Source organism: Acidovorax sp. Root275 (assembly GCF_001428965.1).
GTDB lineage: Bacteria > Pseudomonadota > Gammaproteobacteria > Burkholderiales > Burkholderiaceae_C > Acidovorax > Acidovorax radicis.
The window spans coordinates 55,513-69,836 of the sequence record NZ_LMJH01000008.1; the positions used below are offsets into that span (position 1 = coordinate 55,513).

The following is a 14,324-nucleotide window of genomic DNA, read 5'->3' on the forward strand; positions in this document are numbered from 1 at the left end:
TGCGCGGAACATGGCGCACGTGTTGTACGGGGTGGGCTTCCTACGATGGGTTTCAGGGGATCGGCTCCCCACCTTCCATCCACATCCAAGGACGCCCATCACCATGAACGCTTCTACTTTCCTCAAGACCTGTACCGCGCTTGCGGCCACCTCTGTACTGCTGGTGGCCTGCGGCGGGGGCAATGACGACGACCCGACGCCCAGCAACGAACCTGGCGTGCTGACCGTGAGCAGCGCCACGCTCGATGGCCTGAACGGCGTGTACGGCAACGGAACGTTGAACCTCACGAACGTGGACAAGGAAAACCCCGTCGGCTCGGTGCCCGAGTTGTGTGCTTTCCGCTTTGATGGCGCCAACAAGGTGGGCTCGGCGGCGACCGCGTTTGGCGACATTCGCTATCGCCCGGATGCGACGGGTCTGCACCAGGTCTTCCTGACCTTTGACGGCAAGGAATACGCCAGTGGCGAGCCTACCGACACGGCAGTGGTGCGGGAGAGCAACGAGGTGCGCTTCAGTGGCAAGACACTGACGGCCTCCGACGGATCAAACGCCACGCTGCGCGTGACGGGCATCGTCCCCATGCGCCCCAACCGCCCTAGCGGCTGTTAAGCCCTGGGTTCGGCATGGGGTCGGCCCTGGGAATGGGCTGACGGCCTTGCCGCAGTGGGTGCCCCTTTTCTCTCGTGTAGCTTGTCTCCCTCGCCGGTCCCCGCGACCGGATTTGGCCCCGCTGCCCCGGCAGCGAGGGCTTTTTTTACGCCCTCCCGGGAAAGATGTCGGAGTGGTGTGGATGCCGCCCCGTGGCGCAATGCGATGAGACTGCGCGGACGCGTGGAGTGGTGTGTGAGGCGGCCGGACCACCGCGCCGGTTTCCTGCATATCCACATGCGAAATCCTGCGTTCGCATGCGGTGAAGAGCGCCTTAGTCTGGCGGCATGTCCAGTCTCTCGCCGGCCTCTGCCGCCCCTTCCTCACACCGCGTGCTCACGCTGCCCGAATCGCCAGCAGGTGGGGCTCCGACCATCCGGGCCAAGGCGCTGCTGTTCCATGACCCTCACTCTGTCCGGTTGCTGGTCCATGTGGACCGCATTGCGCGCAGCGATGCGTCGGTGTTGGTGGTGGGAGAAACCGGCACGGGGAAGGAGCTGATCGCACGCCACATCCATTCCCAGAGTGGCCGGCGGGGGCCGTTTGTGGCGGTCAATTGCGGTGCTTTCAGCGAGTCATTGATCGACGCCGAACTGTTCGGCCACGAGGCCGGGGCCTTCACAGGCGCCACGCAAGCGCGCGCAGGCTGGTTCGAGGCCGCGCAGGGGGGCACGCTGTTTCTGGATGAGATCGGCGACCTAACCCAGTCGCTGCAGGTCAAGCTGCTGCGCGTGTTGCAGGAGCGCCAGGTTGTGCGCCTGGGCTCGCGCAAACCCGTCACGCTGGATGTGCGCCTCGTTGCGGCCACCAACATCGACCTGGCGCGCGCCGTCCAGGCACAGCATTTCCGTGCAGACCTCTACTACCGGCTCAACGTGGCCTCCGTAGGCTTGCCGCCGTTGCGAGAACGGCCCGGCGACATCTTGCCGCTGGCCGAGCATTTCATGGCCCTTTATGCACAGCGCCTTGGGCAGTCACCGGCCCGCTTGTCAGCCGCCGCGCGGCAAGCGCTGCTGTCGTACGCCTGGCCCGGGAACATCCGTGAGCTGGAGAACGTGGTGCACTTTGCGCTGATCGTTGCCCACATGGGGGTCATTGAGCCTGGCGATCTGAAGCTGGTGCCAACCTTGCAGCCTGCGCCGGGGTTCGCGGGCATGTTCATGCCCGCCCAGGTGCCACCACTGGGTCCGCCGCCCTCCGCGTCGGCCACCGAATCGCTGCAGGCGGCGTTGCAGAGCCTGGTGGAGCAGGGCGCCCCCCGGCTGTACGAATCGGTCGAGGCGGCGCTGGTGCGCTGCGCCTTCGAGCAATCGAATGACAACCAGGTGCAGGCCGCGCGGCTGCTGGGGGTCACGCGCAACACGTTGCGCACCCTGCTCAAACGCCATGGCCTGCTGGCCGAGCCCGCCCACTCTGGCAACCATCGCCCTCTGCCGCTTCAACCGCCCAGCCACTTGCGCTACGCACAGTGAAGCTGCGGCGTTCCAGCGCCACGCAACCGCCACCCAATCCATTCGCCACCACAACAACCCAGGGAGTTTTCATGCATCCATCTGAATCGCAACCTACGGCCTCTACATTGGGCGCTCCGCACAACACACCGCGGCGCCACTTCCTGGGCCAAGCGGGCGCAGGGCTGGCGGGCCTGGCCAGTGGCGCCGCTGTGGCTCCCGCTCTCCTGGTGGGCAGCGCGGCGGCACAGGCACAGCAGGCGGGGACTGGCGGTGCGGCTGCCGCAGGCTACGACGCGCAGTTTTTGCGCCGGTCTGAACAATTGCGCATCGACCTCGCGCGCGCCAGTGCGGCCGTGCCGATTCCTCCGCACCCTGTCAACGGTGACGATGCGCTGTACGCCAACAAGATCGGCTCGGACACCCGGGGCCTGCCGCACAACGCCCGGGGCGAGGTGGACCTGCCGGCCTGGAACCTGGCCACGGCTGCGTTCGCATCGCGCGACCCGGCCGACTTTGAAAAGATCGTGCTGGGTGGCACACGCAAGCTGGTCAACCCCATCGGCACCCTGGCGGTGAGCCTGGATGGCCTCAATGCCGCCCAGTTTTCGCTGCCCCCCGCGCCCACCCTGGCGGGCACGCAGCGCGCGGGCGAGGCCGCCGAGATCTACTGGGTGGCGTTGCTGCGCGACGTGCCTTTCAGCGAATTCCAGGACGGCACGCGGCACGCCGATGTGATTGCCGCGGCCGAAGAGCTGAGCCGCGCGCCGGACTTCCACGGCCCCAAGGTCAACGGCAAGGTGACGCCGCAGACGCTGTTCCGCGGTGCCGCCTGGTATGTGGACAGCAGCGACCGCACGGGGCGCACTGGCCGCTGGGCCACCCCGCCGGGCGTGACCGACGGGCCTTACATTTCACAGTTTTTGTACCGCGATGTGCCCCTGGGACCGCAAACCTTGTCGGCCCGCATCCGCACCTACACACCGGCCAACGAGTTCCTCACGGGCTATGACGAGTGGCTCAACGTGCAAAACGGCAAGGCCCCCGCCGGGCGCGTTGCGTTCGACCCCACGCTGCGCTACATCGCCACCACGCGCGACCTGGCGGCCTACGCGCATGCGGCGGTGGCGTTCAGTTTCGCGGCCAATCAGTTGCTGGGCACGCCGCTGTCGGCGGCGCAGCCGGGCTATGGCGGGCTGTTTGCGGGCGACAAAAGCCTGGCGCCCAGCAATCCGTACCTCAAGCTCAAGACCAGCGGCGGTGCCTCGGGCACATTCGGCTCGGCCTACTTCCAGTCGGTGCTGTCGCTGGCCACATCGCTGGCCATCCGCGTCAACTACTACCAGAAGTGGTACGAGCAGCGCATCCTGCGCCCCGAGGCTTTTGGCGGGCTGGTGCACCACCGCCTGGCCAACCGGGTCAATGAGTACCCGATCCATGAGTCCTTCCTGGGCTCGCAGGCGCTGGAGCGCAGCCGCGCGAAGAACGGCACCTACCTGCTGTCACAGGTGTACCCGGAGGGCGCGCCCATTCATTCGTCCTACCCCGGCGGCGCGGCCATCATCGCGGCCGTCACCGCCACGCTGCTCAAGGCGTTCTACGACGAATCCCTGGTCATCGCCAACCCGGTGCAGCCCGACCCGAGCGACCCCACGCGGCTCATCCCGTACCAAGGCCCGGCGCTCACCGTGGGGGGCGAGCTCAACAAGCTGGCGCTGAATTACGGCTCAGGCCGCACAGCTGCCGGCATCCACTGGCGCTCGGATGCCGCTGCCGCCTATGCGCAGGGCGAGGCCCTGGTCATCAGCCTGCTGCGCGAACAAAAGCAGACCTTCCGCGAGCCGTTCGAGGGCTTCTCGTTCACACGCTTCGACGGCACCCGCATCACGATCTGATGCGCCCGCCGCTGCCGTGGTCCGTGTGGCGGGCACGGCAGCGGCGGTCTGCCGTCGTGCGCCGTCCGTTCTTGTTTCACCCCCTTGGAGTTTTTCATGACTGAAACCTTCGACACCCGCCGCGCCGAGCGCTTGGCGCACCCCACCCACGAAGCCGATGTGCTGGTGATCGGCGGCGGCCCGGCCGGCACCTGGGCCGCCATTGCCGCTGCAGCCCGCGGGGCGCGCGTGATCCTGGTGGACAAGGGTTTTTGCGGTACGTCGGGCGCCACCGCACCCTCGGGCACCGGCACCTGGTGGGTGCCGCCCGACCTGCAGGCCCGCACGGCGGCCAAGGCGCAGCGCGAGGCGGTGGGCGGCTTTCTGGCCAGCCATGAATGGATGGACCGCGTGCTGGACCAGACCTGGCACAACCTGCAGCAGCTGGCCGACTGGGGCTACCCCTTTCCGGTGGACGATGCTGGCAACGAGCGGCGCAATTCGCTGCAGGGCCCCGAGTACATGCGCCTGATGCGCAAGCGGGTGAAAGCGGCGGGGGTGCGCATCCTCGACCACCACCCCGCGCTCGAACTGCTGGTGGATGCCCACGGCCAGGTGCGCGGTGCCACGGGCGTGGCGGAGCCCGGCGACACGCCTTGGGCGGTGCACGCAGGGGCTGTGGTGCTGGCCAGCGGTGGCTGCGCCTTCCTCAGCAAGGCGCTGGGCACCGATGTGCTCACCGGCGATGGGCACCTGATGGCGGCCGAGGCGGGCGCAGCTTTTTCAGGCATGGAGTTTTCGAGTGCCTACGGCCTCGGGCCCACGTTTTCCAGTGTGACCAAATCGCTGTTCTACAACTGGGCGACTTTTCGCGAACCGGGCGGCGCCGTCATCGACGGCGCAGGCTCGTCGCAGGGCCGCAGCATCATCGCGCGGCGCCTCATCAGCGAGCCGGTGTTTGCCGTGCTCGACAAGGCCGACGGCGCGGTGCGTGCGTGGATGCGGCAGGCGCAGCCCAATTTCTTTCTGCCTTTTGACCGCCTGGGCCGGGACCCGTTCACCCAGCCGTTTCCCATCACCCTGCGGCTCGAAGGCACTGTGCGTGGCACGGGTGGCCTGCAGTTGCAGGGGCTCGACTGCGCGACCCGCGTGCCGGGGCTGTACGCCGCCGGCGACGTGGCCTCGCGCGAGCCCATCTGCGGCGGCTTTACCGGCGGCGGCAGCCACAACGCTGCCTGGGCCTTGTCCACCGGGTTCTGGTCCGGGGCCGGGGCGGCCGACCACGCACTGGCGCACCGCAGCACGCCTGCCGCCGCGCCGGTGTGGCGTGCGGGGCAGGCGGGGCAGGCGGGGCTGGGGGCGGCGCGCTCGCACGTCAGCACCGCGACCACGCAGCGCATGGACCCGCAAGCCCTGGTGGCGGCCGTGCAGGCCGAAGTCTTCCCGCTCGAGCGCAACTGGTTTCGCAGCCGCGATGGGCTGGAGCCTTCGCTGCAGCGCCTGGACGCGCTGTGGACGCTGGCCGAGCGCAGCGCCCCCGCCTTGCCCGAGGCGCTGCGGCGCACACGCCAGGCCGTGGCCCTGCTGGCCCACGCGCGCTGGATGTACCAAAGCGCGTTGGCGCGCACCGAGACGCGGGGCATGCACCGCCGCACCGACTTTGCGCAGCTGGACCCCGCCCAGCAGCACCATCTCGTGGTGGGCGGGCTGCAGCAGGTGTGGGTGGCTCGCCTGCCAGCCGGCCGCGGCGCCTCCACCGAGCGTGAGGTGGCCGCCGCATGATCGAACTGATTGACGCAGCCCGCTGCACGGGCTGCAACATCTGTGTGGCGGTGTGCCCCACGCGCGTCTTCGATGCGGCCCCTGCCGCGTCGGGTACAGACGCTGCGGGCCTGCCGGCCATTGCGCGGCAGGCGGACTGCCAGACCTGCTTCATGTGCGAGTTGTATTGCCCGGTGGACGCGCTGTACGTAGCGCCGCAGACGGTGCCCCTGGCAACGCTTGCCGAGGCCCAGGCCGATGTGAGTCCTGCCGCGCAGCCGGCGGCCCCCCTGTGGGGCAGCTACCGCCGTGCGGTCGGTTGGGATGTGCGCGACGGCAGCACCGCACGGCTGGACCAGAGCTACCACTTGCTGGGCGCCGCGCTGCGTTGAAACCAACGGCACAAGCGCGCAGCGCCCGCACCCATGTCGCTGCACCCCAGCAAAAAGGCCACCGCGTTTGCACGCAGTGGCCTTTTTGCTGGGGTGATGTCGATGACTTTCGGGTGAATGCAGCTTTAGAGCAGATAACAAAACTCAGCGAAGCGGTTCTGGCTAGGCGCCGCGTCGCAGGCAGTACGAGTAGTACGACAAGACGCGGCAACGACGCCAGAAGAGTTTTGTTATCCGCTCTTAGCGCGCCACGCCTTGCCAGGCGGTGAAATGCCGCTCCAGCTTCTGCAGAGCGAAGTTCAGGCTCACGCCAATCGCCGTGATCGCGATGATGCCGAAGTACATGTCGCCGATGAGGAAGCTGTACTGCGCATAGATGATGAGGTAGCCCAGCCCGGCCTTCGCCCCCACCATTTCCGCGGCGATCAGCACCAGCATGGCCGACGCGGCAGCCAGGCGGATGCCGACGAAGATCGTGGGCACCGACGCGGGCAGGATGACCTTGACGAACAGCTGGCGCGGCGTGGCGCCCATGGTGCGGGCGGACTTGACCAGCAGCGGGTCTACCTGCCGCACGGCGGCGATGGTGTTGAGCAGCAGCGGCCAGGCGCAGGCATAGACCACGATGGACAGCTTGGACACCTCGCCGATGCCCAGCAGCAGCAGGAACACCGGCAGCAGCGCCAGCGGCGCGGTGTTGCGCAGCAGCTCGATCAGCGGGTTGAGCGCCTGGCCCAGCCGCTGGTACCAGCCGATGGCCAGACCCAGCGGAATCGCGGCCACGACGGCGATCGACAGGCCGCCGAGCGAGCGTGCCAGGCTGATGGAGGTGTGCTCCCACAGCTGGCCGTTTTGCGCCAGCACCCAGCCCGCGGCCAGCACTTCGGTCAGGGGCGGCAGGAAGGTCGGGTCGGTCAGGCCCAGGCGGGGCGCCAGCTCCCACAGCACGGCCAGCGCCAGCACCAGGCCGGAGCGCCAGGCGCCGTTGGCCACGCGGCGGGCCAGGCGCAGCCACACGGTGGGCAGCGCCTGTGCGGCATGGGGCAGGGCGGTTGCGGGTTGCTGCGCAGCGTGCGCGGGCAGTGCGATGTCAGACATGGTGGGACTCCTTGATCACGGGTTGGGCGGCGATGCGGCTGCGGCGTTCGTGGCGCGCGGAGGCGACCTCGTCGTGTAGCAGGCCCCAGATGCGGTGGCGCAGCTCGCCGAACAGCGGCAGCGAGCGGATGTCGTCGGTCTCGGCGCGCAGCGATTCGGGGATGTCCACGATCTCCTTGATGCGGCCGGGGCGGGTGGTCATGACCGCCACGCGCTGGCCCAGCACCACGGCCTCGTCGATGCCGTGGGTGATGAACACGATGGTCTTGCCGGTGCGCTGCCAGATGTCCACCAGCTCTTCCTGCAGCGTCTCGCGGGTCTGCGCGTCCAGCGCGGCAAAGGGCTCGTCCATCAGCAGCACCTGGGGCTCGTAAGCCAGGCTGCGGGCAATCGCCACGCGCTGCTTCATGCCGCCCGAGAGCTCGTGCGGGTAGCGCTGCGCGAAGTCGGACAGCCCCACCAGCTGCAGGTAATGCGCGGCTTTTTCGCGGCGCTCGCGCTTGCCCAGGCCCGCGACTTCGAGGCCGAAGGCCACGTTGTCCAGCGCGGTGAGCCAGGGGAACAGCGCGTACTGCTGAAACACCACGCCCCGGTCCCGCGCGGGGCCGGTGATGGCCTTGCCGTCGATGAGCACCTGGCCGCTGGTGGGCGGCGTGATGCCCGCGAGCAGGTCGAGCAGGGTGGACTTGCCGCAGCCGCTAGGGCCCACCAGCACCAGGAACTCGCCGGGGCGGATGCCGAGCGTCACGTCCTGCACGGCCACGAAGCGCTTGGATGGGCCGCCGTCGTCGGCGCGCACGGTGAACTCCTTGGTCACATGCTCGAAGCGGATCTTGGCCGGCGCGTTGGTCGCGGCAGCGGCCGCGGTGTGGGGATGAATGGCGTTTGTCATTTGCTGGCTGCCAGTTTGTCCACGCCGCCGTTGGCGTAGGGGTTGAACGCGTTGGTGTACAGGTCGGCGGCCTTGAGCTGGCCGGGCTTGACGACCTCGTCCTTCACCAGCCAGTCCACCCAGATCTGCAGTTCCTTGTCGGTGATGAGGCCGCCCTTGCCGGCCACGCCGGTGCTCTTCCAGTACTGGATGGCGTCGGCGGTCTCGGCGCGTTTGCGGCCTTCGATGATCTTGGTGTAGCGCGCCCGCACTTCGGCGGGCGGTGTGTTGCGCGCCCATTCGATGGAGCGGGCCAGGGCCGACACCAGGTGGCGGCTGGTGTTGGGGTTTTGCTCGATGAACTTGTTGTGCAGCACCAATGCGCCGCCGGTGAAGTTGCCGAACAGGTCGCGGTCCTTGAACAGCGGGCGGATGCCGCCGCGTTCCAGCGCCTTGTCGCGCAGCACGCCGCCGAGCGTGGAGACTTCGACATGGCCCTGGCGCAGCGCCTGCTCGCCGGTGACGGGTGGCGTGGCCACCAGCGTGACCTGCTTGGCCTCGGCGTTGGTGAGCTTGCCGCGCTCCAGGTACTCGCGCAGCATGAACTCGTGGTGCGCGCCCAGCGTGTTCACTGCGACCTTCTTGCCGATGAGGTCGCGTGGGCCCTTGATGGGGCTGTCGTCCTTGACGTAGTAGCCGTTGTAGGTGTTGTCGTCCGAGCCGTAGTAGCCCAGCACGGCCTTGACCGGCGCCTTCTTGGCCGCGAGCTTGATGATGGCGCCGTAGAAGGCGCCGCCGATGTCCACGTCGCCGGTCACCACGGTCTGGATGTCCTGCGGGCCGCTGATGGTGTTGCCCACCCACTTGGACTTGAGGGGTGCGAGGTAGCCGAGGTCTTCGGCCAGTTCGATCCAGACCACCTGGCCGGCCCAGCCCTGGTAGCGGATTTCGGATTTCTCCAGGTTCTGCGCGGCGGCAGGGGCCGCCAGGCCCAGCGCCAGCGCGGAGACCAGCAGGAAGCGTTTCGACAGATCGAGCATGGGGAGTTCCTTCGTTGCAGTGATTCAGTGAGGTGTGCAGTGCAGTGCGTGTGCATTCACTCGGACCGGGCGCCGTTACCGCGGCCTGAGACCCCCTGCCTTTCGCAACCCGCGTGCCATGGCGTCGAGGCTGCTTATGCGGAAATCGTGCATGGCGCCGGGGCGCTGCGCCTGCCCCGCCTTTGCGCTGCGTCGCCTGGGTAGACGCACCTTGCGGCGTTGACGTGTATGGCAGTTGACAGCAGTCGGGGACGCCACGGCGGGGTGCGAGCGCCTGTGCACGGCTGCTGGATTTGCAGCAGGGCGTGTGCGCTTTGGCGCCCATTGCTGAAAAGCCAGCAGTGGCCGCGGGGCGCTGCAAAGCGACGCAGCGGTGTGGTGATGCGCAAGGAGGCGGGCGGTCGGCACAATGGCGCGATGAAGACCCCACCCCCGCGCCACGCCGTGGTCTGGCTGCAGGCCGACGCGCCGCCCAAGCCGGCCGTGGGCGCGCCCTGCAATGGCTGCGGTTTGTGCTGCCTGGCCGAGCCCTGCCCGCTGGGCATGCTGGTGTCGCGCCGCCGCCGTGGGGCCTGCGTGGCGCTGCGGTGGGACGAAGTGCACGCCCGGTACCTGTGCGGCATGGTGGCGGACCCGGGCGAGGTGACGGGCCTGCGGCAGCGCTGGTTGACGGCACCGCTGGCCTGGCTGGCGCGGCGGTGGATTGCGGCGGGCGTAGGGTGCGATGCGGATGTGGCGACCACCGACGTGCCGCGCCCGTGAACTGGGTGGTGGCTGGCCAGGGAACTGTTGGCGGGATGGTGCAGCAGGCGGTGCGCTACGCAGCGCTTGGAATGTATTTGCTATTAAAAATATAGCTGCTAGCGCTTGCCTACAAAGCGGTAGAGGCCTTTTTTAACCGAAACTCCAGTGCCGGCGCGGCACAGCAGCCACGCCGTGTGCTCGCAGACTGGTCTACGGGCGGTCAGTTGGCCAGGGCGTCCACCGCGCTGCGCCGCGCCAGGTGCACGCCCGCCAGCATGCAGCGCACCGACCCGCCCGCCAATTCGATGGTCGGCACGGCCAGCGGCAGCAGCGTGGCGCTGCGTTCGATGACCGCCTTCTGCGCACTGGTCAGGCTGGCGGCGGCGCGCGATGACAGGGCTAGCACGCGGCCCTGGGCGCCGGTCAGCTCCAGCGCGTTGCCGGCAAATTCGCCGATCTGGTGGGCGCTCAGCTCGATGACGTCGCGGCCGGTTTCGCGCAGCCGCTCGCGCACGGCGTCGCGCCGCGTGGCGTCGGTGATCAGGTGGAACTCGCCCAGCGCGAAGTCGGTGCCCACGCAGAGCATCACGTTGGTGTGGTAGCACGGCCGGCCCTGCGCATCGGCCGTGGCAAAGGCCATGGGCTCGTAGTTGAAGTGGGTGCAGAACCGCTCCAGCGCCACCGGGTCGGCGCGGTTCGATTGCGCGGTGTAGGCGATGCGGCCGATGTGGTCGAGCACCATCGCGCCGGTGCCTTCGAGGAACATGCCGTCGGCCTCCAGCCCCGAGTAGTCGATCACGTCCTGCACGCGGTATTCGGCCTTGAGCAGGTCCAGCACGTCGCTGCGGCGCTCGCGCCGCCGGCTCTGTGCGTACATCGGGTACACGGCCACGTGGCCGCCTGCGTGGGTGGAGAACCAGTTGTTGGGGAACACCGCATCGGGCGCGTGGCGTTCGCCCAGGTCGTCGAACAGGTGCACGCGCACGCCGGCGGCTTCGAGTTTCGCTGCGGCCTGCGTGACTTCCGCATATGCCTGGCGCGCGATGTCGTCCGGGGCGGCGGTGGTTGGTACGGACTGAAAGGCGTTGTCGTGCGCGGTGTCCGGGTTGGGGTGAAAGCGGTGGGGGCGGACCATCACGACGGCGGAGGGGGCTTGGGCGGATGCGGGGGAGGGCATGGCGGTCAGTGGCTGCGCGGTAGCGGTAAGGTGGTGGTGCATGAATCTTCCGGACAGTGCCAGCCAACCAATAGACTTCAAACTGATCGAAATGCAGCAAAATCTGGCGTTCTGATCACCCAGAGGCCCACTATGAACAGGCTGGACGACACCGACCGCGAAATCCTCAGCATCCTGCGGGCCGACGCGCGCACGCCCGTGGCCACGCTGGCGCTCAAACTGCGCGTCTCGCGCGGCACCGTGCAGAACCGGCTGCACAAGATGGAGGAGAGCGGCGTCATCGTGGGCTACACCGTGCGCCTGCGGCCCGACTCCGAGCCCCAGCGCATCCGCGCCTGGATGAGCATCGCGGTCGAAGGCAACGCAGCGCCCGAGGTGATCCGCACGCTGCGCGGCGAGCCCATGGTGGGCACGCTGCACACCACGAACGGCCGCTGGGACATCGTGGCCGAGGTGCGGGCCGAGAGCTTGGAGGCCTTCGACGCGGCGCTGGGGCGCATCCGCTTGACGCCGGGCATTGCGAACACCGAGACGAGCATCCTGCTGTCCACGTACAAGGCTTGAGCCCCAAGGTTGGCGGACGGCGATGGTCGGCACACGACCGTCCAGTCAGCGCAGCGCCTGAAGGGGGTCGTGCCACATTGGCGACACCGGCTAGGGGGTTTCCGCATCACCGTCGTCAGGCCCGCTGCAGTCCAATGGCGAAGTCTTTGTTTTGCCTTTCAGGAGCCCCGCCATGCAACGTCGCCAGATCATCCAATGGGGAGCCGCCAGCCTCGCTGCCCCCGCATTCGTGGCGCAGGCCCAGAGCTTTCCGAACAAGCCCATCAAGCTCGTGATCGCCTTCCCGGCCGGTGGCCCCACCGACATCACCATGCGCTCTCTGGCCGACAACGCCAGCAAGATCCTGGGCCAGCCCGTCATCGTCGAAAATAAGCCCGGTGCGGGCGGCACGCTGCCCGCGCAGGCCTTGCAGACCGCCGCTGCGGACGGATACACCGTGGCGCAGATCCCGCTGGGCGTATTCCGCCTGCCCTACACCACCAAGATCAACTGGGACCCGGTGAAGGACATCAGCTATGTGCTCAACGTCACCGGCTATGCGTTTGGCCTGGTGGTGCCTGCCGACTCGCCGCTCAAGACCTGGACGCACTTCGTGGCCTGGGCCAAGGCCAACCCCGGCAAGCTCAGCTACGGCTCTACCGGCACCATGACCAGCCCGCACCTGACGATGGAGCTCATCGCGCAGCAACTGGGACTGGAGCTGCTGCACGTGCCCTACAAGGGCAGTGCGGACCTGATGCAATCCATCCTGGGCGGGCAGATCATGGCGGCGGCCGACTCCACCGGCTTTGCACCGCAGGTCGAGGCCGGCAAGCTGCGCGTGCTCAACACCTGGGGCGCCGAGCGCCTGGCCAAGTTCCCCGACGCACCCACGCTCAAGGAGCTAGGGCTGAACCTGGTGCAGAACTCGCCGTTCGGCATCGGCGCGCCCAAGGGCACGCCCGACGCGGTGGTCAAGCGCCTGCACGATGCCTTCAAGCAGGCGATGGAGCAGGAGAGCTACCGCACCGCTCTGGCGCGCTATGACATGGTGCCGATGTACATGAGCACGGCGGCGTACAAGAAGTTCGCGCAGGACACGTTCACGCGTGAGAAGGCGCTGGTCGAAAAGTTGGGCCTGGCCAAGCCGGCCTGAATCCGATGTGAAGCCGGCCCTCAGGAGGGGCTGATTGCGTTCCGTGTGATGATCCGTCCCAACACTGAACGACACCGCGAGCATTTATGGCATCCCCCTCCGACAGCATCAGCATGGCCCTGTTTTGCGACTTTGAAAACGTCGCCCTGGGCGTGCGCGATGCGCAGTATGAAAAGTTCGACATCAAGCCCATCCTGGAGCGCCTGCTGCTCAAGGGCTCCATCGTGGTCAAGAAGGCCTACTGCGACTGGGAGCGCTACAAGGGCTTCAAGGCCACCATGCACGAGGCGAACTTCGAGCTGATCGAGATCCCCCACGTGCGCCAGTCGGGCAAAAATTCGGCCGACATCCGCCTGGTGGTGGACGCGCTGGACCTGTGCTACACCAAGTCGCACGTGAACACCTTCGTCATCATCAGCGGCGACTCGGACTTTTCGCCGCTGGTGTCCAAGCTGCGCGAGAACAACAAGCAGGTGATCGGTGTGGGCGTGAAGCAGTCCACATCCGATCTGCTGATTGCCAACTGCGACGAATTCATCTTCTACGACGACCTGGTGCGCGAAAACCAGCGTGCCCTGGCCCGGCGCCAGAACCCCGGCAACAACAATCCACCGGCCCCACGCCGCAGCGCTGAAGAAGAGCGCAGCCGCAAGGAAACCCAGGACGTGCGCCGCACCCAGGGGGTGGAGCTGGCGGCCGAGACCTTCGAAGCCCTGCTGTCCGAGCGCGGCGACACGGGCAAGATCTGGGCCTCGGTGCTCAAGGAGGCGATCAAGCGGCGCAAGCCCGATTTCAGCGAGGGCCGATACGGCTTCCGCACGTTTGGCAATCTGCTGGAAGAAGCGCAGGCGCGCGGGCTGCTGGAGTTTGGGCGTGACGAAAAATCGGGTGCGTACGTGTACCGCAGCCACGGTCAGTCCACGGGGGCGGCGGCGCCAGCACGGTCCGAGGCAGGGAGTGAGCGGGTCCCCCAGGGCGCGTCGGTGCGGCACGACTTCCATGCGGTGGCCACTGCACCCGACCTGCCCACTGGCGGCAGCGATGGCCAGGGGCCTGCCGGGCGCAGCCGAGGCCGCCGCAGCGAAGGGGTAGACCGCGCGGACATGCGCAACGCACCCCGCAGCGAGTCGCACGAGTCCGAGCAGGCCGATGCCCCCGCAGAGCGCCCGGCAAGCCGGTATTTCAGCCAGCCGGTCGCGGCCGAGGCCGCGCCGCTACCGGATGCCTTTCCCGAGGCCGATGATGGTGCCTCGCCTCCGGCCGGACTGGCTCCCGCAGAACCCCATGGCGTCGATGCTGCAGCACCCCGTCGCAGCCGGGCTCGCAGCAAGGGCGATACCAGCAGCGGCAGTAGCGCAGGCGGTGCCGGCCGCAAAACCGCAGCGCCCCGTGCGCGCGGCGCGCGTGCCGTGGCGGATGCAAGCGATGCCGCGGGTTCGCAGCCGTCGGCAACCGCCGCGTCAGAGCCAACCGCACCGGACGCGGAGGGTGCAGCGCCCACCAAACCGTCCGCTGCGCGCCCGCGCAGCCGGACCCGCAAACCTGCGGACAAACCGGCCGAGTGACGG

General features: G+C 68.1%; 13 protein-coding genes. 9 read left to right on the forward strand and 4 right to left on the reverse strand.

Annotated features, from left to right (window positions below; translation table 11 throughout):
* Positions 1 to 103 precede the first annotated feature (103 nt).
* From ASE52_RS10390 to ASE52_RS10410, 5 genes are all read left to right on the forward strand, one after another.
* Positions 104 to 610 carry a hypothetical protein gene (locus ASE52_RS10390; protein WP_057225942.1) on the forward strand — a complete coding sequence of 169 codons (507 nt, stop codon included), beginning with the start codon at positions 104 to 106 and terminating at the stop codon, positions 608 to 610.
* Positions 611 to 936: 326 nt separating this feature from the next.
* Positions 937 to 2,121: a sigma 54-interacting transcriptional regulator gene (locus tag ASE52_RS10395; RefSeq protein ID WP_057225944.1), complete on the forward strand. Its 1,185-nt coding sequence runs from the start codon at positions 937 to 939 to the stop codon at positions 2,119 to 2,121.
* Between the two features lie 71 nt (positions 2,122 to 2,192).
* Positions 2,193 to 3,995 carry a twin-arginine translocation pathway signal protein gene (locus ASE52_RS10400; RefSeq protein ID WP_057225946.1) on the forward strand — a complete coding sequence of 601 codons (1,803 nt, stop codon included), beginning with the start codon at positions 2,193 to 2,195 and terminating at the stop codon, positions 3,993 to 3,995.
* A gap of 96 nt (positions 3,996 to 4,091) precedes the next feature.
* A complete protein-coding gene (locus ASE52_RS10405; protein ID WP_057227144.1) occupies positions 4,092 to 5,756 on the forward strand; it encodes an FAD-binding protein in 1,665 nt (554 codons plus the stop codon).
* Positions 5,753 to 6,127, forward strand: coding sequence for a ferredoxin family protein (locus ASE52_RS10410; protein ID WP_057225948.1), 375 nt, complete (start codon positions 5,753 to 5,755; stop codon positions 6,125 to 6,127). Before ASE52_RS10405 ends, ASE52_RS10410 begins: the two co-directional genes overlap by 4 nt.
* Before the next feature lie 240 nt (positions 6,128 to 6,367).
* On the opposite strand, the gene ASE52_RS10415 is transcribed toward ASE52_RS10410, so the two are convergent.
* From ASE52_RS10415 to ASE52_RS10425, 3 genes are read right to left on the reverse strand one after another with little or no spacing between them, the layout of a single operon-like run.
* A complete protein-coding gene (locus tag ASE52_RS10415; RefSeq protein WP_057225950.1) occupies positions 6,368 to 7,225 on the reverse strand; it encodes an ABC transporter permease in 858 nt (285 codons plus the stop codon).
* Complete coding sequence (locus tag ASE52_RS10420) at positions 7,218 to 8,117, reverse strand: ABC transporter ATP-binding protein (protein ID WP_057225952.1); 900 nt, start codon at positions 8,115 to 8,117, stop codon at positions 7,218 to 7,220. Before ASE52_RS10420 ends, ASE52_RS10415 begins: the two co-directional genes overlap by 8 nt.
* Positions 8,114 to 9,136 carry an ABC transporter substrate-binding protein gene (locus ASE52_RS10425; protein WP_056162776.1) on the reverse strand — a complete coding sequence of 341 codons (1,023 nt, stop codon included), beginning with the start codon at positions 9,134 to 9,136 and terminating at the stop codon, positions 8,114 to 8,116. Before ASE52_RS10425 ends, ASE52_RS10420 begins: the two co-directional genes overlap by 4 nt.
* Positions 9,137 to 9,553: 417 nt before the next feature.
* Between ASE52_RS10425 and ASE52_RS10430 the strand changes: the two genes are divergently transcribed.
* A complete protein-coding gene (locus ASE52_RS10430; protein WP_057227145.1) occupies positions 9,554 to 9,898 on the forward strand; it encodes a hypothetical protein in 345 nt (114 codons plus the stop codon).
* A gap of 202 nt (positions 9,899 to 10,100) precedes the next feature.
* Here ASE52_RS10430 and ASE52_RS10435 read toward each other — a convergent pair whose 3' ends face one another.
* Complete coding sequence (locus ASE52_RS10435) at positions 10,101 to 11,057, reverse strand: arginine deiminase-related protein (protein ID WP_057227147.1); 957 nt, start codon at positions 11,055 to 11,057, stop codon at positions 10,101 to 10,103.
* A gap of 132 nt (positions 11,058 to 11,189) precedes the next feature.
* Here ASE52_RS10435 and ASE52_RS10440 point away from each other — a divergent pair, with 132 nt between their 5' ends.
* From ASE52_RS10440 to ASE52_RS10450, 3 genes are all read left to right on the forward strand, one after another.
* Positions 11,190 to 11,621: an Lrp/AsnC family transcriptional regulator gene (locus ASE52_RS10440; RefSeq protein WP_057225953.1), complete on the forward strand. Its 432-nt coding sequence runs from the start codon at positions 11,190 to 11,192 to the stop codon at positions 11,619 to 11,621.
* A gap of 172 nt (positions 11,622 to 11,793) precedes the next feature.
* Positions 11,794 to 12,756: a tripartite tricarboxylate transporter substrate binding protein gene (locus ASE52_RS10445; RefSeq protein ID WP_057225955.1), complete on the forward strand. Its 963-nt coding sequence runs from the start codon at positions 11,794 to 11,796 to the stop codon at positions 12,754 to 12,756.
* Between the two features lie 86 nt (positions 12,757 to 12,842).
* Positions 12,843 to 14,321, forward strand: a complete 1,479-nt coding sequence (locus ASE52_RS10450) for an NYN domain-containing protein (RefSeq protein ID WP_057225957.1) — start codon at positions 12,843 to 12,845, stop codon at positions 14,319 to 14,321.
* The last annotated feature ends 3 nt before the right edge of the window (positions 14,322 to 14,324 follow it).